This is a genomic window from Flavobacterium enshiense DK69, from assembly GCF_000498495.1.
Taxonomy (GTDB): Bacteria; Bacteroidota; Bacteroidia; order Flavobacteriales; family Flavobacteriaceae; genus Flavobacterium; species Flavobacterium enshiense.
Map to the genome: position 1 here is coordinate 71,378 of NZ_AVCS01000006.1, position 20,446 is coordinate 91,823.

Here is a 20,446-nt window from a genome sequence, read left to right on the forward strand (position 1 = left end):
TATGTTCGACAAACCGCAAAAATCATATACGGATTTATTGGGTAAAACCAATAGAATCGTAGAAGGAACGACCATTGAAGGAAATATCGTTTCCCAGGCTGATTTTCGTCTGGACGGACATCTGAAGGGAAACTTTTCCTCGGCGGGACGTTTGGTTATCGGTCCGTCCGGGAGCGTTACCGGGGATGTTATTTGCAAAACGGCCGATATAGAAGGAAAGTTTGACGGGAAGATTGATGTAGCCGAAATGTTGAACATCCGTTCTAAAGCTATCATTAAGGGAGAAGCTATAGTCGGAAAACTTTCGGTGGAACCCGGAGCTGATTTCAGCGCTTCCTGTGTGATGCGCAATACCTAAAAAATTTATATGTCTATGGGAGATCCGGAAAAAAAGTCACCTAACAAATGGTTGGCGTTAATTAATATCCCGTTTCAGATGGGAATTATTATTTTTGCATTCGCCTGGTTGGGTACATGGCTGGATGAAAAATACCGGAATGAGAACGATTTGTACGTGAAAATCTTAACGCTTGTTGGTGTTTTTATCGCGCTTTACAATGTTATCCGACAGGTAAACGATTTAAACAAGACAAAATAAATGAACTGGAAAAAATACAGGACACTTTTTACCTTACTTATTATTGCACCTATCTTAGCAGGATTCCATATGCTGATTGTTAAATCCTTGGTTTCTGCTGAAATTTATGAAGCATTCCATTATTCCTTGCCGATGCTGTATTGCCTATTTACTGCTGCTTCGGCGGTAATCTTGTTGATTAGCATAATAATGAAACAAAGAGGCCCGGAGCAGATCGGGAATGTTTTTCTGATTACGACTTCCGTTAAAATGGCGCTATGCTATGCCTTGATCCAACCAGTCCTGAATACGGACACACAAAGTGCTCATTTTGAAAAAATCAATTTTTTTGTAATTTTCATTTTGTTTTTAGCAATAGAAGTTCTTTTGACTTCAAGATTATTAAATGATGGCAATGAAAAGGGTAAAAATTCATAAATGCATCAAAAAAAAGCATTTAATACTCTTGAGGTATTAATTTAAAATGTACCTTTGCGCCAAATTTAAAGACCTAAGAATTAAGATATTTAATAAGGTATGGTGATTTCAAAACAACCTGTAAGATTTATGTTAGCAGCTTTTGTAGGATTGATTTCTTCTGTTGCAATGGCAAATCCAACAACAGATTCTACTCAAGTAAAAACTGAGACTGCTCACGAAGTACAAGCAACTGCGCCAACAGCTCATGCTGAAGTAGGACATGAAGAAAAAGCGCTAACTCCAGAGGAGGAGAAAAGAACGAAAGTGGATGCTTTTATCGATCACCACCTTCAGGATTCTCATGATTTCGTTTTCTTCTCAGATGAGAAAGAAGGCGCGCATTACGGATTTTCTTTGCCGGTTATCTTATTGGATGGCGGATTAAAAGTTTTTTCATCTTCAAAATTACACCACGGTGAAGCTGTTGCTGAAGTAGACGGTAACTACTATAAATTGTTCCATGGTAAAATCTACAAAACGGATGCTGCCGGGACTATCAATCTTGACGAGCACCACCACGCAACGAATGCAATGCCGCTTGATTTCTCAATAACTAAAAACGTATTGTCGTTGTTAGTGGTTTCTGCAATGTTGTTATTCATGTTCACAAGCTTAGCGAAATCATATAAAAAAGGTCCGGTTCCGACAGGTTTCGGAAGAGTTTTGGAGCCACTTATTATTTTCATCAGAGATGAGATAGCGATTCCAAACATCGGTGAGAAAAAATACAGAAAGTTCATGGGGTACCTGTTAACGGTATTCTTCCTGATCTGGTTGTTAAATCTTTTAGGGATGACTCCACTTGGAATTAACGTAACTGGTAATATTGCAGTGACAGTTTGTTTAGCGATTTTCACCTATATCATTACCCAATTCAGTGCGAATAAAGATTATTGGGGACACATCTTCTGGATGCCAGGAGTACCGGTTCCAATGAAGATTATTTTGGCTCCGATAGAAATTTTGGGAACATTAACAAAGCCATTCGCGTTATTAATCCGTTTGTTCGCAAACATTACTGCTGGTCACGTGGTAATCATGAGTTTAATTGCGATGATTTTCGTAGGTAAGAATCTGGTTGCTGATTTGCCAATCTCTTTTGGGTTAACGTTGTTCATCTCTTTAATTGAGTTGTTGGTTGCATTCTTGCAGGCCTTCATCTTTACCATGATGTCTTCGTTGTTCATCGGTATGGCTGTACAGGATCATCATCATGATGAGCACGAACACCACGACGGGCATGATTTTACTGACAATTCAATTGTTTAATTTAGAAGTTTAATTTTATATATATATACTTATGGGAACTATTCCAACGTTAGTAGGTGCAGGTTTAGTAGTAATCGGTGCTGGTTTAGGTTTAGGTAGAATCGGTGGATCTGCTATGGACGCTATTGCTCGTCAGCCAGAAGCTGCTGGAAAAATCCAAACAGCGATGATCATCATCGCGGCTTTATTAGAAGGTTTGAGCTTTGCTGCTTTGATCTTAGGAAAATAATAAAGAGAAAAACAGACAATACCTGTAACGGTTGGTTACAGGTGTTGTTTTAAAAAAAAGTAAAAAAATTAAATCATAATATAGTCTACAATGGAGAAGTTAATTAACGATTTTTCATTCGGTTTATTCTTTTGGCAAGCAATTATCTTATTGGTGTTGATTTTCCTTATGGTGAAATTTGCATGGAAACCAATTATGGAGTCGATTTCAGCTAGAGAAGATGGTATCAGAGATGCTATTGCTTCCGCTGAAACAGCTAAGAAAGAGATGATGAATCTTAAGGCTGATAATCAAAGATTATTAGACGAAGCTCGTGCTGAAAGAGATACTATGCTTAAAGAAGCTCGTGAAATCAAAGAAAAAATGATTGCTGATGCGAAATCAGAAGCTCAAGTACAAGGAGCAAAAATGATCGAGCAGGCAAAAGCGACTATCGAAAGCGAGAAAAATGCTGCTTTGGCTGAATTGAAAAATCAGGTTTCTGGTCTTTCTGTTCAAATCGCTGAAAAATTATTAAAAGGTGAACTTTCTGACAAATCTTCTCAAACTGCATTGGTTGAGAGAATGTTAGAAGAAGTAAAATTAAATTAATCGTATATGTCAAGAGCAGCGATTAGATATGCAAAAGCAATTTTAGATATTGCTAACTCTAACGGAAAAGCGGCAAACGTTAACGACGACATGAAGTCTATCGTAGCGGCTGTGGCAGAAAGCAAAGAGTTAAGAGACTTCTTGTCTAACCCAACTGTTAAGGGTGACGTAAAAGTATCGGCTATATCAGAAGTATTTGCTTCTGTTCAAAACGAAACAAAAAGTTTGTTCCGATTGTTATTGGAAAACAAAAGATTCGAGATTTTACCTGCGGTAGCTTCTCAGTACAATCTGTTGTTTGACGAGTTGAGCGGTGTGGAAGTGGCAAAAGTTACAACAGCTTTTCCTATCACTCCGGAATTGGAAGCAAAGGTATTGGCAAAAGTTAAGGAATTTTCAACTAAATCCGTTACTATAGTTAATATCGTTGATGAGTCAATCATCGGCGGGTTTATCTTGAGACTTGGCGACAAACAGTACAATGCTTCTATAGCAAACAGTTTACAAACATTAAAAAGAGAACTTTTAAATTAGTATTTACCATACCGAAAGGTGTTAAATTATAAACAGAATGGCAGAAATTAAAGCTGCTGAAATTTCAGCAATATTAAAGAAACAATTATCTGGTTTTGAATCAGGTGCTACTTTAGAGGAAGTGGGAACAGTTCTTCAGGTAGGAGACGGTATCGCTCGTGTTTACGGTTTGTCTAATGCACAATACGGTGAGTTAGTACAATTCGATAACGGGTTGGAAGCTATTGTATTGAATCTTGAGGAAGATAACGTAGGGGTTGTATTGTTAGGACCATCTACAGGAATCAAAGAAGGTTCAACTGTGAAAAGAACTCAGCGTATCGCTTCTTTAAAAGTTGGTGAGCAAATGGTAGGTCGTGTTGTGGATACATTAGGTTTCCCTATCGACGGTAAAGGACCAATCGGTGGTGACCTTTACGAAATGCCATTGGAAAGAAAAGCTCCTGGAGTTATCTTCCGTCAGCCGGTAAACGAGCCGCTACAAACAGGTATCAAATCTATCGATGCGATGATCCCAGTTGGTCGTGGACAACGTGAGTTGGTTATCGGTGACCGTCAAACTGGTAAAACTACAGTATGTATCGATACCATTTTGAACCAAAAAGAATTTTATGATGCTGGTAAACCAGTATTCTGTATATATGTTGCTGTAGGACAAAAAGCTTCTACGGTAGCTGGTATCGCAAAAACATTAGAAGAAAAAGGTGCAATGGCTTATACAGTTATCGTTGCAGCTAACGCTTCTGACCCTGCTCCAATGCAGGTATACGCTCCAATGGCGGGTGCTGCAATTGGTGAGTATTTCCGTGATTCAGGTCGTCCTGCTTTGATCATCTATGATGATTTATCAAAACAAGCGGTTGCTTACCGTGAGGTGTCTTTGTTGTTAAGAAGACCACCAGGACGTGAGGCTTACCCTGGAGACGTATTCTACCTACACTCTCGTTTATTAGAAAGAGCTTGTAAAGTAATCGCTGATGACAGCATTGCTAAAAACATGAATGACTTACCAGAATCGTTAAGACCAATCGTTAAAGGTGGTGGATCGTTAACAGCGTTACCAATCATCGAAACACAGGCGGGTGACGTTTCTGCTTATATCCCAACAAACGTAATTTCGATTACTGACGGGCAGATTTTCTTGGAGTCTGACTTGTTCAACTCAGGGGTTCGTCCGGCGATCAACGTAGGTATCTCCGTATCTCGTGTAGGAGGTAATGCGCAGATCAAATCGATGAAAAAAGTATCTGGAACTTTGAAATTAGACCAGGCACAGTTCCGTGAATTAGAAGCGTTCGCGAAATTCGGTTCTGACTTGGATGCTGTTACTTTGAACGTAATCGAAAAAGGTAGACGTAACGTAGAAATCTTGAAACAATCGGTAAACACTCCGTTTACTGTTGAAGATCAGGTTGCGATTATCTATGCTGGAACGAAAAACTTATTAAGAAACGTTCCTGTAAACAAAGTAAAAGAATTCGAAAAAGATTTCTTAGAGTACTTAAACGCAAAACACAGAGATACACTTGACGCTTTAAAAGCTGGTAAATTCGACGATAACATCACTGATGTTTTAGAGAAAGCAGCAAAAGAGGTTTCTGCAAAATATTAATAAAAAGTGATTAGTGATTAGTAGCTGGTAAAAAGCTAGCTACTAATTACTGGTAACTAATTACTAAAAGAAGAATGGCAAACTTAAAGGAAATACGTAACAGGATTACTTCCGTTTCATCTACGATGCAGATTACATCGGCGATGAAGATGGTATCTGCAGCAAAGTTGAAAAAAGCACAGGATGCGATTACAGCGATGCGCCCTTATGCCGAAAAATTAACCGAGTTAATCCAAAATCTTAGTGCTTCTTTGGAAGGTGATTTCGCCGGACAATACACAGAGCAGAGGGAGGTTAAAAAAGTATTGTTGGTAGTGGTTACATCAAACAGAGGTTTGTGTGGTGCTTTCAATGCTAACGTACTTAAACAGGTTAAAAATCTATCTGAAACGACTTATGCCGGAAAAGAGGTAGGTGTTTTTGCCATCGGTAAGAAAGCAAACGATGCTTTGGTTAAAACGAATACAATCGTGGCTAACCGTAGTAGCATTTTTGACGATCTGACATTTGACAACGCAGCACACATCGCCGAAACGCTTACACAATTATTTGTGACAGGTGAATACGATAAAATTGAATTGGTATACAACCAATTTAAAAATGCCGCTACTCAAATTGTGGTAACCGAGCAATTCTTGCCATTGGCACCTGTAGAAATCAAGCAGGTAGCTACTTCGGATTATATTTTCGAGCCGACAAAAGAGGAAATTGTGTTGACATTGATCCCGAAATCATTAAAAACACAGTTATACAAAGCGGTGAGAGATTCTTTCGCAGCAGAGCATGGAGCGCGTATGACGGCAATGCACAAAGCAACCGATAACGCAACCGAATTGAGAAATCAATTGAAATTGACTTACAACAAAGCGCGTCAGGCTGCTATTACAAACGAAATCTTAGAGATTGTTGGTGGAGCTGAAGCTTTGAATAACTAAGCTGATTTTTAAATAAAAGTAAAAGAGTCAACATTTGTTGACTCTTTTTTTGTTTACATTTATTCGAAAATTCAAATACGGAAAAGTGGAAATCAAAGAACTTACCACCTTGGCTGAAATGACATCGCAATTGGAACTGATCCGTCAATTGTATCCTAAAATGACATTTCAGAAATACGAATCTTTTCTAAAGGAAATGATCCCGCACAAGTATACTCAGATTGCGGTTTTTGATAACAATAAATGCATCGGAATTACGGGCTGCTGGTTTTCGACAAAATTGTGGAGCGGAAAATACCTGGAAATAGACAATTTTGTTGTGGATGAAGCGCACCGTTCTCAAGGTATAGGTAAAATGCTGACGGATTTTATAGAACAAAAAGCGTTGGCCTTAGGCTGTACCAATATTGTTTTGGATGCTTTTACAACAAATTTTAAGGCCCATCGTTTCTACTACAATCAGGGTTATGCTCCCAAAGGCTTTCACTTTGTGAAAATCCTTGACAAAGATGGGTTAACCTAAATATTCTTTCCTGAATAAACCGTAGGATTGCTTATTTTTGCGTATCATTAGTCAAAACAGTACATTTTGAGCCTTTATAAAAATCTTTTCAAGCAAACCTTCATTTACGGAATTGCCACGGTGCTTCCGCGGATGTTGAGTTTCCTGCTGGTTCGTTTATATACCGATTTAATGCCCAGAAGCGAATACGGTGAAGTTACCGTTGTTTTATCCTGGATGGTATTCTTCAATGTGATCCTTTCCTACGGAATGGAAACCGCTTTTTTCAGGTTCTATAACAAGGAAGAGAATAAGAAAAGCGTTATTGAAACCACGACGATTTCCATTTTTTGGACCTCAATATCGTTTCTGTCCATCGCACTGTTGTTTCGGAACACCCTAGCCAATTGGGCAGGCGTGGAAATTCAATATGTAACCTATGCCATTTGGATTTTGGTTTTTGATGCCCTGGCAATCATACCGTTTTCGAAATTGCGTGCTACGCAACGGCCCATGAAATATGCCGTGATTAAAATTGGGAATGTGGTTGTGAACCTGGGACTGAATATCTTTTTCTTATTGGTTTTGCCAAAATTAGCGCAGTCGGATCCGGAATCGTTCTGGAGCAGTATTTTTATTTATGATTTTCAGGTAGGCTATATTTTTGTGGCCAATTTAATCGCGAGCCTTGCGACATTGTTGGTTTTTCTTCCCGATTATATTTTCCTGAAATGGCATTTCAACATTTCGCTTTGGAAAAACATGATGCATTATGGCTGGCCCATTCTATTTGCCGGTTTGGCCTTCGGGATCAACGAGCATTTCGATAAAATTTTATTGGAAAAATTATTGCCTCAAAACATAGCATTATCCGAAGTGGGGGCTTATTCAGCCTGTTATAAACTGGGCTTGTTCATGGTCTTGTTTCGAACCGCCTATACTTTGGGGATCGAACCTTTTTTCTTCAGTCATGCCGGAAACGAAAATGCACCGCAAACTTATGCCACGGTAACCAAATACTTTGTGATTTTCGGATCGCTTATTTTATTGTGCGTAGTTGTTTTTGCCGATGTATTAAAAGTGATCCTGATAGGGAATCCGGAATATTGGGAAGCCATGAAAGTAGTTCCCTTAATTATTCTGGCGAATTTCTTCCTAGGAATTTACACCAATCTGTCGGTTTGGTATAAGTTGATTGACAAGACACAGGTCGGAGCCTATATTTCTGTTTTAGGGGCCATAGTCACCTTGGCTCTAAACTTTTTGCTGATACCGAAATTCAGTTATATGGGTTCAGCCATCGCTACATTGGCGGCTTATGGTTCCATGATGGCCATTTCATATTATCTGGGAAACAAACATTATCCCATTCCGTACGATAAGAAAAGGATATTTGGGTATTTGGGGGTTTCCACGCTTTTATCCGGACTTTCGTTTTATGTTGACGTATTCCGCGAAAGCTATATTTTCGGTATCGTAGCCATTTTAATTTTTACCTATTTTATTTATCACAACGAAAAAGAAACTTTACTTCGTGTAATGAGAAGAAAAGTGGCTTAATTTTTTTATTTTTAAACTTTTATTACAATAATATTACCAGAAATGACAATTAAAATCATCAATAAATCAGAGCATCCGCTACCTAATTACGAAACCAATGCTTCGGCAGGGATGGACTTACGCGCAAATATTTCCGAACCGATAACCTTAAAACCGCTGGAAAGAGCTTTGGTAAAAACCGGACTTTTTATAGAATTGCCAATCGGTTACGAGGCTCAGGTGCGTCCAAGAAGCGGACTGGCTTTCAAAAAAGGAATCACAGTATTGAATTCCCCGGGAACAGTTGATGCTGATTATCGTGGTGAAATCGGTGTGATATTGGTAAACTTGTCCAACGAACCTTTTGTGGTTGAAAACGGAGAGCGTATTGCTCAGTTAATCATCGCCAAACACGAACGTGCTGAATGGCTGGAGGCTGTTGAGCTTACCGAAACGTCCCGTGGCGAAGGCGGATTTGGCAGTACAGGAGTGAAATAAATTAATTTAAATAATTTAAAAGATTGAATGATTTGGGATTTGTGTGAATTTGTAATCATTTAATTTTTCAATCGTATAATAAAAAAATGAAAATAATAGTACCGATGGCCGGACGTGGTTCACGCCTTCGCCCACACACATTGACAATTCCAAAACCATTGATTCCGATTGCCGGAAAACCAATCGTACACCGTTTGGTAGAGGATATCGCCGGTGTGATCAATCAGGAAATTGAAGAAATCGCATTTATCATTCACGAAAGTTTTGGTAAGCAGGTGGAAGAAGATCTGATTGCTATTGCAGAGAAATTAGGTTCTAAAGGAAGAATCTATTATCAGAATGAAGCTTTAGGAACCGCACATGCCATTATGTGTGCTAAAGACAGTATGTCAGGACCGATTGTTGTTGCTTACGCAGATACGTTGTTCCGTGCCGACTTCGCGCTTGATACTTCGGCAGACAGCGTAATCTGGGTAAAACAAGTGGAAGACCCAAGTGCTTTCGGTGTCGTGCAACTGAACGGAAACAATCAGATTGTGGATTTCGTGGAGAAACCAAAAGAGTTTGTTTCAGATTTAGCAATCATCGGAATTTATTATTTCAAAAGCGGGGAAACTTTACGTTCGGAATTACAATATTTATTAGATAATAATGTTGTTAAAGGAGGTGAGTATCAATTAACTGACGGATTGGAAAATATGAAACAAAAAGGCATGAAATTTGTGCCTGGTAAAGTAGACGAATGGATGGATTGCGGTAACAAGGAAGTTACGGTAGATACTAATTCACGTATGCTGCGTTTTCTTCATAATGATGGTGTTAATATGGTTTCAGCTAGCGCAAGAATTGAAAATTCCACTATTATCCCGCCTTGTTTCATCGGGGATGATGTGGTGTTGATCAATTCAACTGTAGGGCCTAATGTTTCTTTGGGAAGAGCAACGCATCTTACCAATACAACGATCAAAAACAGTTTGGTGCAAACGCATGCGCATATTAAAAATGCGGATTTGGATAATGCAATGATTGGAAACCATGCTGCCTTTGACGGGAATTTTAAAGCTGTCAGTATCGGAGATTACTCTGTTTTAGAATAAGATATGAAAGTGAAGGTTTGGATAAAAGCTGTGTCTGTTTTGGGAACCATGTTGTTCTCGGTGTTGTCTTTTGCCCAAACCGAACCGGATTCCATTGCCATTGCTAAAAATGAATTCGAAGAGCATTTCTTTGAAGCGTTAAAGCAGAAAGGTATCGAAAACTACGATAAAGCTATCGTTGAGATTGAAAAATGCCTGGTGAAAGAACCCAACAATCCGGTTTTGCATCACGAGTTGGGAAAAAATTACCTGGCTCTGAAAAAATATCCCGAAGCGCAAAGGGCTTTCCAGAAAGCGGTCGACCTGAATCCAAAAGAGCGCTGGTACTGGAACGGCCTGTACGATGTTTATTATGAAACAAAAGATTATCCGAATTCGATTATTGTAGTTCAGAAACTAATTGAATTTGATAAAGAATTTCAGGATGATTTGGTTTCGCTGTATATGTACACCCATCAGTTTGAAAAAGCATTGGCACTGATTGAGGAAATGGAACGGACATCGAATATTTCCCAAATGATGGAGACCTATAAGCTTCAGATCCTGAGTGAAAGTCAGCACAATAAACCACAAAAGGAACAGCTGGAACAGGCCATTGTGAAATATCCGAAAGTAGAAGAAAACTACATTCAGTTGATTTATTTGTACACCGAAAGCAATCAGGAAGAAAAAGCATTGGAAGTGGCTAAGAAATTGGAGCAGAACATTCCCAATTCCGATTGGGCTCAGGTAAGCCTCTTTAAATTTCATTTGAATAACGGAGACGGAGCAAAAGCTGCATCGGCCATGCAGTCTGTTTTGAACAGTACCAAAATAGAACAAAAAATCAAACATCGAATCCTGAATGAATTTCTGATTTTTGTCAACAAGACAAATACAATGGACAATGAGTTGGAAAAAGCCGTTGATGTATTTGAAGACCAGACGGAGGTTAATGTGGCGAAAGAAATTGGTGTGTTTTTTCTCAATAAGAAAAAGAACGACAAAGCTGTACATTATTTTGAGAAAAGTCTGTTGAAACAAAAAGACGACATACTCGTCATAGAATTGTTGTTACAGTGCTATACCGATACCAATCAGTTTGATAAAGTATACAAGCGCGCCGAAGATTATCTGGAAATGTATCCCAGCCAGGCACGACTTTATTTTTACGCAGGTTTGGCTCAAAACCAATTGAAGAATTATAAAAAAGCGGTTTCGATTTTAAATTCGGGAATAGATTTTGTGGTAGACGATATCGACCTGGAAATTAATTTCAACATTCAGTTGGGAGAAGCGTATAATGGGTTAGGTGATCAAAATAAAAAATACGCTTATTTCAACAGAGCGGAACAATTGTTAAAACAAAAAAAATAATGCAGAAGTGGCTTGCGGTCTTCGGACTTCTTTTTCTTTTTTCCTGTAAACCAAAGCAGATGGTAGCTGATAGTGGTGCTTCCAAAAATGTAGCGGTTTCAAAAATTATTTCCGGCCATTATGCCAATAGTAAGGATTTTGAAACGCTAAATATTAAGGCAAATGCCCGTTATGAAGACGATAAGCAAACCCAGAATGTAACTGCGGAAATCCGTATAAAGAAAGACGAAAGAATACTGGTAATCGTTCGTTTCTTTGGAATCACAATGGCCAAAGCGATGATTACTCCGGATAAAGTAAGCTATTACGAAAAAATCAACGGTAAATATTTTGAAGGGAATTATTCGCTTTTAAGCAAATGGCTTGGAACGGACCTCGACTTTCAAAAAGTTCAGAATTTATTCCTCGGATTGGCGTTGGACGATCTAACCAAAGGGCAATATGTGGAAGCTTTGGAAAGCAACATGTATAAATTAAAAAGCAAAAACAACGGGAATACAGAGAAGGAATTTTTATTTGAAGGAGCTAATTTCCTTTTGAAAAAGGAAATCCTTACCCAAAAAACAGAGGGACGATCGCTAGAAATAGATTATCTTACACATAAGGATTCTCCAAAAGGAATCATGCCTTTTGATATTGCTATTCAGGCGATGCAAAAAGATAAAGTTTCCCTGGAAATTGGTTATAATTCGGTTTCCTTTGATGAGGAGTTGTCTTTTTCTTATGATGTGCCGGATGGCTATGAACAAATTTTTATTGACTAAATTTGCCAAAATTATTTACAATGCATAAACTACTGCTTTCTATATTTTTCTTCTGTTTGGCCACCGTTGCCTGGGCACAATCCAACGATGATAAGCAACGTCAGTTGGAGGAACGAAGAGCTCAGCTTCAGAAAGAAATTCAGGAAACGCAAGTTCGTCTTCAGGAAGAAAGAAAAAAAGAAAAAAATATTTTGGGTCAGATTGCACAGCAGAATAAAAAAATTCAGTTGAGCCAGACGCTGATTAATACTACTTCGAAGCAGAAGCGTTTATTGTCCGATGGCATTTATCTGAAGCAATTGGAAATTAATAAACTAAACAGAGAGCTGAAAGATCTGAAAGTGGATTATGCCAATATGATTGTGAAATCATATAAAAGCCGTTCGGAACAAAGCCGTTATATGTTTATCCTTTCCTCCCAGAATTTTCTTCAGGCATACAAAAGGATGCAATACATGAAGCAGTATGCCAGTTTCCGAAAAATGCAGGGTGAGGAAATTAAAGTAAAAACAACACAGATTTCACGGGCGACCGCTGTTTTAGAAGTAAAGAAGAAAGAGAAGGAAAAGGTTATTAAGGAAAGTGAGCAGGAAAAGCGCGAATACGAAAAAGACAAAGCAGAGCAACAGCGTTTGGCTAAAATCGTCCAGAAAGACAAGAAAAAACTAACTGCTGAAATCAAGAAAAAGCAAGCTGAATCCAAAGCCATCGACAGGCAAATCCAACGAATGATTCGTGAGGCGATTGCTGCGGCCAACAAAAAAGCTGCTGCCTCCGGGAAAACGATTGTGAAATCCTCTTCTGGGGCGGCTGATCCAGCAAAATTTGTCTTGACGACTGAAGGAAAAGAATTGGCAGACAACTTTAAAGCGAATAGGGGAAGATTGCCATGGCCTGTTGAAAAAGGGTATGTTTATTCTTCTTTCGGAACGCATCAGCACCCGGAGTATCCTGATCTTACCATTACCAACAGTGGGGTGGAAATTGCAACGGAATCGGGTTCGAATGCAAGGGCAGTTTTTAGTGGAGAAGTACTACAGATTCAAGTGCTCAATGCAAACAACAAGGCGGTCTATATTCAACATGGGGATTACATTACCGTGTACCAAAACCTTAAGAGCGTGTCAGTTTCTAAAGGCGACAAGGTAAGTGCTAAACAAACCATAGGTAAAATCCATACCAGTTCAAGCGGTAAGGCTGTTGTCAAGTTCATGATTTTCCAAAATACAACGACACTTAATCCGCAGAGTTGGATTAGTAATATGTAACAAAAAAGCCGTTTGAATTTCAAACGGCTTTTTTGTTTATATCTAATGATATGTGTTATTCTACAGCAAAAAGAGCTTTTAATTCTGTAGCATCTGCTGGTTTCATTTTACCGGCCAGAATTAAGCTCAATTGTTTTCTTCGTAAGGCCGCTTCAAATCGTTTCTTGTCTTCTTCTGTTTCCGGTACAACTTGAGGAACTTCGACTGGTCTTCCGGTATCGTCTACTGCAACGAAAGTGTAAATGGCCTGCCCGACGCTGTTTTTGATTCCGGTTTCGCGGTCCTCTGTCCACACATCGCTCACAATTTCCATTGAACTGGTAAAAGTTCTAGAAACCCTTGCCTCAATGGTCACCACGGCTCCCAAAGGAATGGCTCTGTTAAAAGCCACATGGTTTACCGAAGCGGTCACGCAAATTCTTCTCGAATGTCTTCGGGCGGTTATGCTGGCTGCACGGTCAATACGTGCTAACAATTCACCTCCAAAAAGATTGTTTAGCGGATTGGTTTCTCCAGGCAAAACCAAGTCGGTTAAGACTGTAACGGAGTCTGATGGTTTTTTGTCTTGCATAGCGTGATTATTTTTGCAAAGTTAGCAATAAAAGCATAAAAAAATCCCCAAAGTTTGAGGATTTAATAATTTTATAGTTCTTTAATCAGCACCCAGGCTTCTTTGTTGTGTGATTTTTGAATTTCTTTCATTTTGGTTTGTGCTTCCGTGTAGCTGGAATAACTTCCATATAAAACCGGGAACAATCCAAATTGATTCTGTTCCAAACTGATTGGTTCATAACCTAACGCTTTCAATTCATTAAAGATTTTAGTGGCATTTTCAGCATTGCGGAACGAACCGGCAACAATGTGATATGGTTTTTTGGCATTTTCCGAGACGTTCAATGTAACGGATGGCAGCGGATTTTCAATAAAGAATGTTGCCTGTTGGATTTTGCTCTCCACTTTATGCTGAACGGCTTTTTCCACCATTAGGCTATCGTTGGCAAACTGTTGCTCGTACTGGTATTTATAAGCGACACCTCCAGCGCCAAGAGTCATAACAATGGCTGCGGCATATTTCAGGAACGAATAATTTTTCTTTCTTTCCGGCGTGAAAACAATCGGAGCTTTCTCTTCTAAAGCTTCCACCTGTGCTTTTAAAACTTCACGTTGGATTGACGGAGTAACCACAGGACTCAATCCAAAAGCATCAGCCAGGTAATTTACTGAAGTAATTGGTTCAAAAACCCAGTTTAATTCGGCGTTTACTGAGATTTCACCAATGTTTTTCAATGTCAGGGTTTCTCTTCGCTGTAATTGGTCTTTCCAGTTCGCTACTTCATTCTGAACCGCAAGTACGGCTTCATCATAAGAGATTTTTTCCTGCAATGAAACATGGTTTGCTAACAGTCCGTCATTGTTTTTCAAATGCGGATTAAACGAAATAACCTTCTTGGGCGGAAAAAACGTATTCGTGTTTTCGTCAAGTTTTGCTGATTGGATTTCTGTTAGAAACGCACCGAAACCAGGCACTGTTACGCACTGGTAACGATAGAGTAGGGCCGAGATATAGTTGTCAATCTTCATATCTACAAATTTAATTATTCAATAAGCATAACCAAAAATTATCAACAAATTTTATTAACAATCGTTTTTTTTGTGCTAAGGTTTTGGAAGCGAATGGCTTGGGCGTTTTTGGAGGCCCTTTTCCCGTTTTCCTTCCTCCCGATGAAAAATCGGGATCCATATAGTCGGGGCTAGTGGAACAACCATTTTGTTTTTTGTAATCTTTTTATTTCGAAATTTAAAAAAAATGATTTCCTTTGACCTTCATTTATACGCCATGACAACATCTGATTTATATTATACACTCGCTTTGTTAAAGGTCGAAGGAGTGGGAGACATCGTTGCTAAAAAACTCATTAACCACTGTGGTTCAGCTGAAAGGGTTTTTAAAGCCAAAAAATCCAATCTTCTTGCTATAGATGGCGTTGGAGAAATGCTTTTCAAAAATCTTCAGAATTCTTCCGTGTTCGATATGGCTCAATCCGAACTCCGTTTCATCGAAAGGGAAAACATCGATTTTGCATTTTATCAGGAAACTCACTATCCCGAAAAACTCAGGCATTGCATTGACAGTCCCACCGTGTTGTTTCAATCCGGAAACATTGATCTGCAGAACCGGAAACTTATTTCCATAGTAGGAACCCGTCAGATTACCAGTTATGGGGCCGATTTTACCCGAAAACTAATCGAGGATTTAACACCTTTGAATCCGGTTGTTGTAAGTGGCTTTGCTTATGGGGTGGATATCGTGGCGCATCATACGGCTATCGACTGTGGCCTTCAGACAATAGGTGTATTGGCACACGGACTGAATCAAATCTATCCTAAAATGCATAAAAAGTATATCGGTAAAATGGAACAGAACGGTGGGTTTATGACTGAATTTTGGAGCTCTTCCAGTCCCGAAAGGGAAAATTTTATAAGACGGAACCGTATAGTTGCCGGAATGGCGGAAGCAACTATAGTGATTGAAAGTGCCGAAAAAGGAGGTTCTCTAATTACCGCCAACATAGCCAATGATTACAACCGGGATGTTTTTGCTGTTCCGGGACGAAGTAGCGATAGGTACAGTCAGGGGTGTAATAATCTGATTAAAACGCAACGTGCACATTTGCTGACTTCCGCCGCTGATATCATTTATATGCTCAATTGGGAGCTGGAAGAAAAAAATAGAAAACCCGTTCAGAAGCAATTGTTTGTTTCTTTGGAACCGGAGGAGCAAAAGGTATATGACTTTCTTCAAAAAAACGGGAAGGAATTATTGGATATCATCGCTTTGGAATGTGAGCAGCCTATTTTCAAGATCTCCTCACTGTTATTGAATATGGAATTAAAAGGTGTCATTCGCCCTCTTCCGGGCAAGCTTTTTGAAGCGGTATAAAAAAAGCGACAATATTGCCGCTTTTCTATTTATTCAAATCCTAATTTTTCTCTGACTCTGGCCAGAACGCCATCCGCAACTTTATGTGCTTTTTCGGCGCCCATTTTTAACAGGCGGTCTACTTCCTCTAGGTTGTTGATGTAATGGTTATATTTGGCTCTTTCGGTTTCAAATTTGGATACAATCAGTTCGAACAGTTCCTGTTTTGCATGTCCGTATCCGTAGTTTCCACCCAAATAATTGGCTCTCATTTTTTCGATTTGTTCTTCGGATGCCAACAAACTGTAGATGGCAAAAGCGTTACAGGTATCCGGGTTTTTCGGTTCTTCCAACGGAGTGCTGTCCGTTTGTATATTCATCACTTGTTTACGCAGGGCCTTATCGTCAAGGAAAATATTGATGAAATTATTTCGGGACTTACTCATTTTTTCTCCATCGGTTCCTGGAATGATCATCGTATTCTCGTCGGTTTTTGCCTGAGGCAATACGAAAGTTTCCCCCATTTGAAAATTAAAACGGGAAGCCACATCACGCGTGATTTCAACATGCTGCAATTGGTCTTTTCCTACCGGAACAAATTCGGCATCATACAATAAGATGTCGGCAGCCATCAACATCGGATAGGTGAATAAACCTGCGTTTACATCTTCTAAACGGTCGGCTTTGTCTTTAAAAGAATGGGCCAATGTCAGTCGCTGAAACGGAAAAAAACAGCTCAAATACCAGGACAGCTCGGCAGTTTGCGGTACATCACTCTGACGGTAGAAAACCACTTTGTCAACATCTAAGCCACAGGCAAGCCATGCTGCTGCCGTACTGTAGGTGTTTTCACGTAACGTTTTTCCGTCTTTAATCTGGGTTACCGAATGGAAATCGGCAATGAAAAGAAACGGTTCGTTTTCGGGTTGATTTGCCATTTCGATGGCAGGTAAAATCGCACCCAAAAGATTTCCCAAGTGTGGTGTTCCTGTACTTTGAACGCCGGTTAATATTTTTGCCATTTATAAAAAGATTTACGCAAAGGTAAACGTTTTGCCAAAATGTTTGCCCTGAATTGTTACATTTGATATTATGAAAATCTTCAAGATTCTTTTCTGGACACTTTGGCGCATTTGGTTTTACATATTAGTTGTAGTGCCGATCCTTGTGATGTTCCCTTTTCTGTTTTTATCAATTCTCTCTGAAAAAACGTATCCTCAGTTTTTTGTGCTGGCCCGTATTTGGGCAAGAATTATCCTTTACGGAATGGGATTCTATTATGAGCTGGAAGAAGATTACAAAATGGAAGAGGGCAAAAGTTATGTGCTTGTGGCAAATCATACATCGATGATGGATATAATGCTTATGCTGCTTTTGGTGAAGAAACATCCATTTGTTTTTGTTGGTAAGAAGGAGTTGGTAAATCTGCCCATTTTTGGATTTTTCTACAAACGTACCTGCATTTTAGTTGACCGAAACAGTTCTAAAAGTCGTTTCGCTGTTTTCGAACGGGCACAAAAAAGAATCAATCAGGGGTTGAGCATCTGTATTTTTCCCGAAGGAGGCGTTCCGGAAGACGAGAGCATTATTTTGGATGAGTTTAAAGATGGTGCTTTTCGTATTGCGATTGAACACCAATTGCCGATTTTGCCTATGACTTTCGGCGATGTGAAAAAGCGTTTTTCATTCACTTTTTTCAGTGGTTGTCCCGGGAAAATGAGAATCAAAATCCATCAACCGGTTGAGACGTCCGGTAAAAAAATGGAAGAGAAAAGAGAACTTAAGGAAAAGGTACGTAATGTTATTTTATCACAGCTTTTAAAATTTGAAAACGCAAAATAATAGAAATAAAAAAGCACTCTAACCCAAAAGAGTGCTTTTTACGCCATTTTCCACCACAGAAATGACTACTTAACTAAAACTTAACTAACTTAACTTAAAAACTATAACTTATTCCGCTGTAAATGCCTATGAAATAAGGCTTGAAATTTCCAGCGTTATTGTCGTATGTATTGATTTGGTATTTTAACATGGGTTCTACGTTTGCATGTAGATTTCTCATGAAACTGTAATGTACTCCCAATCCGATATTGGTACTGAAATGTAATTTGTTCAGATTATTTGCTTCGCCAATGATAAGGTTGGTATCGGATGAAACTACGGAAACTTTGTTGTCGTTCAGCAATAAGGAACTTACTCCTCCGATTAGGTCAATCCCGAATTTTCTGTCTAAAATTTTGTAGGAAAGCTCAACAGGAACTTCAACATAATTTATTTTGTGGTTGATATTTCCGCTGTAACGGGTAGTCACAATGCCATTTTCGTTATAGGCAATATTCTTCGGACTAGGGTTTTCAATAACGAGTACGGATCCGTTCCCGTTTTCATTTACAAGCTCTAAGCCGGCACCTTCTGCGGAACGGTAGTAGGTGACATCATTGGTGCTGTATTCAATATTGAGTACATTCACACCTGTACGCACTGCCCATTTTTTATTCAGTTCATATTTTAATCCGGCACCATAACTCATGCTGGTTTGATAACTTTTGGAATTTTCGTTGAATTTAGCATCCAAAGAAGATCCCGAACCGTTCAGATTCATATAGATTGGCGAAAAATTGGTGCTTACGATCCAGCTTGATTTTTTTCCTTTCTCGTCTTCGGCATCATTTTCGTCCGTTTCTTTCTTAGCCTTAGTCTTTGTGCCTTCAGCAATCTTATTTGGTTTTATTGCTAAAGAATCTGGTTTTATGGTTGTATTTTCTTTAAAGCTGATGCTTGATTTGTTAGATATCCCTGATTTTGATTTAGTATCGGCAGCCACTACTTTTACGGTCTCTTTTGTTTCAGTTACTGTTTTTATTGGTACAACATTATGTGTTATGGCTACTTTCTTCTGAACGTATTTGCTGCCTCCTTCATAAGCTACTTTGGAAGTATTCACATAAGGGTCGAACTCGTCTTCATTGTCATTCACATCAGTTGTGTCTGTTTCTGGAAAAATATTGCTTAGTGAACGATTTTCGTTGGCGGCAACTAAAACATTTCTTTCAATAGGGTTTGGGTTTATATCCCGTTCAATTGTACTGTTTTTATCAGTCGAAGCTAAGCTGTGTTTTTTAGCAGTTGAATTTTTTGATGAATTTAAAATTAAAGCCGAATTGGTGCTGTTTTGAGGTAGGGTTTCAGAAACTGCAATTCTGTTTTTCTCAGACTTATCTTTTATTTTTGAAAAAGAATGATTTGTGTTGTTTGATTGTTCATTTGAAGAAAATTCTCCGGCACCACCATTAATGTTTTTTCGATTTTCATTAAAATGCGTTTTGCTTAGATTTTTAGAATTGGTTTTGCCAGCAATTACTTCATTATGAACAACAGTATTGTTTTTATTTGCTATATTTTCGAAAGAGTCAGATCTAACAATAGTATTTTTCGAAATATTTCTTTTGGTATTTGTTTCGTTTCCAAGTGTTGACTTGTTGTCCGCCTCCTTGTCTGCTGAAGTCAAAATGCCAAAAGGTCCTGCTATAAAGGTTGTGGCAAGAGAAAACCCAATTAAGAAGAAGGCAGCATAACTGCATAATCTCAGCCATGGGGAAACAGGCATGATTTCTTTTTCACCAGTATTGATGCTGGACTGAATGTTCTCCCATATGCTGTCGGAAGGAGTCACTTCAAAGTCCTTGAATTTTTCTTTAAAAAGGCGGTCTATGTTATTTAATTCGCTCATTTTATGGATGAGAATTTTTTATTTGCGTGCTGAGATTCAATTTTGTCTTTTAATATCATTCGGGCCCGGGCCAGATTAGATTTGGATGTACCGACGGTTATCTTAAGCATTTCGGCTATTTCTTTGTGTGAATAATCGTCAACTACATAAAGATTGAAAACTAAACGGTATCTGTCGGGTAACTTCTGTATTATAGAAACCAAAAAGTCCATGGTGAGTGAATCTTCTTCTATCTCCACATCGGGCGAATCCGGAATGTTCTCATGTACAATTTCAAAAATGCCTTCTGTACGGTATTTTTGCAAAATATGATTAATCAGTACTCTTTTTGCCCAACCTTCAAAAGAACCTTTAAATTCAAACTTGTTTATTTTTTCGAAAATCAATATAAATCCGTCCTGTAAATTATCTTCGGCTTCGGTGTAATTTCTGGAATATTTTAAACTCACACCGAACAGTTTTGGGGAAAGAAGTCTGTACAACTGCTCTTGAGCGGCCGTATCCTTCCTTTGGCAATCATATATGATTTGTTCTAACCCCAATGT

At 38.8% G+C, this 20,446-nt stretch carries 23 protein-coding genes; 18 read left to right on the forward strand and 5 right to left on the reverse strand.

Annotated elements, in window-relative coordinates:
• The first annotated feature begins 1 nt into the window (after position 1).
• The 16 genes from FEDK69T_RS03085 to FEDK69T_RS03160 all read left to right on the forward strand — a co-directional run bounded on the left by FEDK69T_RS03085 (position 2) and on the right by FEDK69T_RS03160 (position 13,251).
• Positions 2-358, forward strand: coding sequence for a bactofilin family protein (locus FEDK69T_RS03085; protein WP_023572680.1), 357 nt, complete (start codon positions 2-4; stop codon positions 356-358).
• Between the two features lie 15 nt (positions 359-373).
• Entirely contained in the window at positions 374-598 is a 225-nt protein-coding gene (locus tag FEDK69T_RS03090) for an AtpZ/AtpI family protein (RefSeq protein ID WP_035630659.1), read from the forward strand.
• Positions 599-1,015 (forward strand): hypothetical protein, encoded by a 417-nt coding sequence (locus FEDK69T_RS03095; protein WP_023572682.1) that lies wholly within the window; start codon positions 599-601, stop codon positions 1,013-1,015.
• Positions 1,016-1,114: 99 nt separating this feature from the next.
• Positions 1,115-2,326, forward strand: coding sequence for a F0F1 ATP synthase subunit A (atpB, locus tag FEDK69T_RS03100; protein ID WP_035630658.1), 1,212 nt, complete (start codon positions 1,115-1,117; stop codon positions 2,324-2,326).
• A gap of 31 nt (positions 2,327-2,357) precedes the next feature.
• Complete coding sequence (atpE, locus tag FEDK69T_RS03105; RefSeq protein WP_023572684.1) at positions 2,358-2,555, forward strand: ATP synthase F0 subunit C; 198 nt, start codon at positions 2,358-2,360, stop codon at positions 2,553-2,555.
• Positions 2,556-2,645: 90 nt separating this feature from the next.
• Positions 2,646-3,146, forward strand: coding sequence for a F0F1 ATP synthase subunit B (locus FEDK69T_RS03110; protein ID WP_023572685.1), 501 nt, complete (start codon positions 2,646-2,648; stop codon positions 3,144-3,146).
• A 6-nt stretch (positions 3,147-3,152) separates the two neighbouring features.
• Positions 3,153-3,680: an ATP synthase F1 subunit delta gene (gene atpH / locus FEDK69T_RS03115; RefSeq protein ID WP_023572686.1), complete on the forward strand. Its 528-nt coding sequence runs from the start codon at positions 3,153-3,155 to the stop codon at positions 3,678-3,680.
• Between the two features lie 37 nt (positions 3,681-3,717).
• A complete protein-coding gene (gene atpA / locus FEDK69T_RS03120) occupies positions 3,718-5,292 on the forward strand; it encodes a F0F1 ATP synthase subunit alpha (protein WP_023572687.1) in 1,575 nt (524 codons plus the stop codon).
• A gap of 74 nt (positions 5,293-5,366) precedes the next feature.
• Positions 5,367-6,227 (forward strand): ATP synthase F1 subunit gamma, encoded by an 861-nt coding sequence (atpG, locus tag FEDK69T_RS03125; protein WP_023572688.1) that lies wholly within the window; start codon positions 5,367-5,369, stop codon positions 6,225-6,227.
• A gap of 118 nt (positions 6,228-6,345) precedes the next feature.
• Positions 6,346-6,750: a GNAT family N-acetyltransferase gene (locus FEDK69T_RS03130; protein WP_051385068.1), complete on the forward strand. Its 405-nt coding sequence runs from the start codon at positions 6,346-6,348 to the stop codon at positions 6,748-6,750.
• A 66-nt stretch (positions 6,751-6,816) separates the two neighbouring features.
• Positions 6,817-8,289 (forward strand): lipopolysaccharide biosynthesis protein, encoded by a 1,473-nt coding sequence (locus FEDK69T_RS03135; protein WP_023572690.1) that lies wholly within the window; start codon positions 6,817-6,819, stop codon positions 8,287-8,289.
• 42 nt (positions 8,290-8,331) lie between these two features.
• A complete protein-coding gene (gene dut, locus FEDK69T_RS03140) occupies positions 8,332-8,766 on the forward strand; it encodes a dUTP diphosphatase (protein WP_023572691.1) in 435 nt (144 codons plus the stop codon).
• A gap of 86 nt (positions 8,767-8,852) precedes the next feature.
• A complete protein-coding gene (locus FEDK69T_RS03145) occupies positions 8,853-9,863 on the forward strand; it encodes a sugar phosphate nucleotidyltransferase (protein ID WP_035630657.1) in 1,011 nt (336 codons plus the stop codon).
• Between the two features lie 3 nt (positions 9,864-9,866).
• Positions 9,867-11,219 carry a tetratricopeptide repeat protein gene (locus tag FEDK69T_RS03150; protein WP_023572694.1) on the forward strand — a complete coding sequence of 451 codons (1,353 nt, stop codon included), beginning with the start codon at positions 9,867-9,869 and terminating at the stop codon, positions 11,217-11,219.
• Positions 11,219-11,983, forward strand: a complete 765-nt coding sequence (locus tag FEDK69T_RS03155) for a DUF4292 domain-containing protein (RefSeq protein WP_035630656.1) — start codon at positions 11,219-11,221, stop codon at positions 11,981-11,983. The genes FEDK69T_RS03150 and FEDK69T_RS03155 overlap by 1 nt, the downstream gene beginning before the upstream one ends.
• Positions 11,984-12,003: 20 nt before the next feature.
• Positions 12,004-13,251 (forward strand): murein hydrolase activator EnvC family protein, encoded by a 1,248-nt coding sequence (locus tag FEDK69T_RS03160; protein WP_023572695.1) that lies wholly within the window; start codon positions 12,004-12,006, stop codon positions 13,249-13,251.
• A gap of 55 nt (positions 13,252-13,306) precedes the next feature.
• Here FEDK69T_RS03160 and FEDK69T_RS03165 read toward each other — a convergent pair whose 3' ends face one another.
• Together FEDK69T_RS03165 and FEDK69T_RS03170 are read right to left on the reverse strand one after the other, a co-directional pair.
• Positions 13,307-13,822, reverse strand: a complete 516-nt coding sequence (locus FEDK69T_RS03165) for an acyl-CoA thioesterase (protein ID WP_023572696.1) — start codon at positions 13,820-13,822, stop codon at positions 13,307-13,309.
• A 71-nt stretch (positions 13,823-13,893) separates the two neighbouring features.
• A complete protein-coding gene (locus FEDK69T_RS03170) occupies positions 13,894-14,832 on the reverse strand; it encodes an HU domain-containing protein (protein ID WP_023572697.1) in 939 nt (312 codons plus the stop codon).
• Positions 14,833-15,088: 256 nt separating this feature from the next.
• Here FEDK69T_RS03170 and dprA point away from each other — a divergent pair, with 256 nt between their 5' ends.
• Entirely contained in the window at positions 15,089-16,192 is a 1,104-nt protein-coding gene (gene dprA / locus FEDK69T_RS03175; protein WP_035630691.1) for a DNA-processing protein DprA, read from the forward strand.
• A gap of 29 nt (positions 16,193-16,221) precedes the next feature.
• Here the strand turns inward: dprA and trpS are convergent, their stop codons facing one another.
• Positions 16,222-17,193 carry a tryptophan--tRNA ligase gene (gene trpS, locus FEDK69T_RS03180; protein ID WP_023572699.1) on the reverse strand — a complete coding sequence of 324 codons (972 nt, stop codon included), beginning with the start codon at positions 17,191-17,193 and terminating at the stop codon, positions 16,222-16,224.
• 70 nt (positions 17,194-17,263) lie between these two features.
• Between trpS and FEDK69T_RS03185 the strand changes: the two genes are divergently transcribed.
• Complete coding sequence (locus tag FEDK69T_RS03185; protein ID WP_035630655.1) at positions 17,264-18,013, forward strand: lysophospholipid acyltransferase family protein; 750 nt, start codon at positions 17,264-17,266, stop codon at positions 18,011-18,013.
• Positions 18,014-18,107: 94 nt separating this feature from the next.
• Here the strand turns inward: FEDK69T_RS03185 and FEDK69T_RS03190 are convergent, their stop codons facing one another.
• Together FEDK69T_RS03190 and FEDK69T_RS03195 are read right to left on the reverse strand one after the other, a co-directional pair.
• Positions 18,108-19,901: a porin family protein gene (locus tag FEDK69T_RS03190; protein ID WP_035630654.1), complete on the reverse strand. Its 1,794-nt coding sequence runs from the start codon at positions 19,899-19,901 to the stop codon at positions 18,108-18,110.
• The gene (locus FEDK69T_RS03195; protein WP_035630653.1) at positions 19,898-20,443 is read right to left on the reverse strand and encodes an RNA polymerase sigma factor; all 546 of its coding nucleotides are present in this window, start codon (positions 20,441-20,443) and stop codon (positions 19,898-19,900) included. Before FEDK69T_RS03195 ends, FEDK69T_RS03190 begins: the two co-directional genes overlap by 4 nt.
• Positions 20,444-20,446: the final 3 nt, after the last annotated feature.

Coding starts and splice junctions, on each gene's coding strand:
- FEDK69T_RS03085 (WP_023572680.1), top strand. CDS start 2: ATGTTCGACAAACCGCAAAAATCATATACGGATTTATTGGGTAAAACC.
- FEDK69T_RS03090 (WP_035630659.1), top strand. CDS start 374: ATGGGAGATCCGGAAAAAAAGTCACCTAACAAATGGTTGGCGTTAATT.
- FEDK69T_RS03095 (WP_023572682.1), top strand. CDS start 599: ATGAACTGGAAAAAATACAGGACACTTTTTACCTTACTTATTATTGCA.
- atpB (WP_035630658.1), top strand. CDS start 1,115: ATGGTGATTTCAAAACAACCTGTAAGATTTATGTTAGCAGCTTTTGTA.
- atpE (WP_023572684.1), top strand. CDS start 2,358: ATGGGAACTATTCCAACGTTAGTAGGTGCAGGTTTAGTAGTAATCGGT.
- FEDK69T_RS03110 (WP_023572685.1), top strand. CDS start 2,646: ATGGAGAAGTTAATTAACGATTTTTCATTCGGTTTATTCTTTTGGCAA.
- atpH (WP_023572686.1), top strand. CDS start 3,153: ATGTCAAGAGCAGCGATTAGATATGCAAAAGCAATTTTAGATATTGCT.
- atpA (WP_023572687.1), top strand. CDS start 3,718: ATGGCAGAAATTAAAGCTGCTGAAATTTCAGCAATATTAAAGAAACAA.
- atpG (WP_023572688.1), top strand. CDS start 5,367: ATGGCAAACTTAAAGGAAATACGTAACAGGATTACTTCCGTTTCATCT.
- FEDK69T_RS03130 (WP_051385068.1), top strand. CDS start 6,346: ATGACATCGCAATTGGAACTGATCCGTCAATTGTATCCTAAAATGACA.
- dut (WP_023572691.1), top strand. CDS start 8,332: ATGACAATTAAAATCATCAATAAATCAGAGCATCCGCTACCTAATTAC.
- FEDK69T_RS03145 (WP_035630657.1), top strand. CDS start 8,853: ATGAAAATAATAGTACCGATGGCCGGACGTGGTTCACGCCTTCGCCCA.
- FEDK69T_RS03150 (WP_023572694.1), top strand. CDS start 9,867: ATGAAAGTGAAGGTTTGGATAAAAGCTGTGTCTGTTTTGGGAACCATG.
- FEDK69T_RS03155 (WP_035630656.1), top strand. CDS start 11,219: ATGCAGAAGTGGCTTGCGGTCTTCGGACTTCTTTTTCTTTTTTCCTGT.
- FEDK69T_RS03160 (WP_023572695.1), top strand. CDS start 12,004: ATGCATAAACTACTGCTTTCTATATTTTTCTTCTGTTTGGCCACCGTT.
- FEDK69T_RS03165 (WP_023572696.1), bottom strand. CDS start 13,822: ATGCAAGACAAAAAACCATCAGACTCCGTTACAGTCTTAACCGACTTG.
- FEDK69T_RS03170 (WP_023572697.1), bottom strand. CDS start 14,832: ATGAAGATTGACAACTATATCTCGGCCCTACTCTATCGTTACCAGTGC.
- dprA (WP_035630691.1), top strand. CDS start 15,089: ATGACAACATCTGATTTATATTATACACTCGCTTTGTTAAAGGTCGAA.
- trpS (WP_023572699.1), bottom strand. CDS start 17,193: ATGGCAAAAATATTAACCGGCGTTCAAAGTACAGGAACACCACACTTG.
- FEDK69T_RS03185 (WP_035630655.1), top strand. CDS start 17,264: ATGAAAATCTTCAAGATTCTTTTCTGGACACTTTGGCGCATTTGGTTT.
- FEDK69T_RS03190 (WP_035630654.1), bottom strand. CDS start 19,901: ATGAGCGAATTAAATAACATAGACCGCCTTTTTAAAGAAAAATTCAAG.